The organism is Paraburkholderia sp. SIMBA_027, from assembly GCF_046535315.1.
GTDB lineage: Bacteria > Pseudomonadota > Gammaproteobacteria > Burkholderiales > Burkholderiaceae > Paraburkholderia > Paraburkholderia tropica.
Window position 1 is genome coordinate 1 of the sequence record NZ_JAWRWY010001198.1, and the last position, 251, is coordinate 251.

The window sequence follows — 251 nt, forward strand, 5'->3', positions numbered from 1 at the left end:
GCCGCTTTCCTTTTCATCGCGCTGGTGCTGACGGGCCAGTGCATCCTGTACCTCGCCGCGCCGACGCCCGCGCTCGCGGCGGGAGAATGGCGCACGTCCGTGTGGGGCATCCTGATCCAGTACACCGGGCTGCTCGGGAGCATCGTGCTGACCTTCGCGGTGTTCATCGCGACAAGCTACGACGCCATAGAGAAATACCGCCGCCACGCCCATACCGACGCGCTGACGGGCCTGCTGAACCGGCAGGGCCT

1 pseudogene is annotated in these 251 nt (G+C 66.9%); it reads left to right on the top strand.

The window, feature by feature from the left end:
• Positions 1 to 251, top strand: a pseudogene (locus SB764_RS42940) (GGDEF domain-containing protein); the annotation flags it as partial.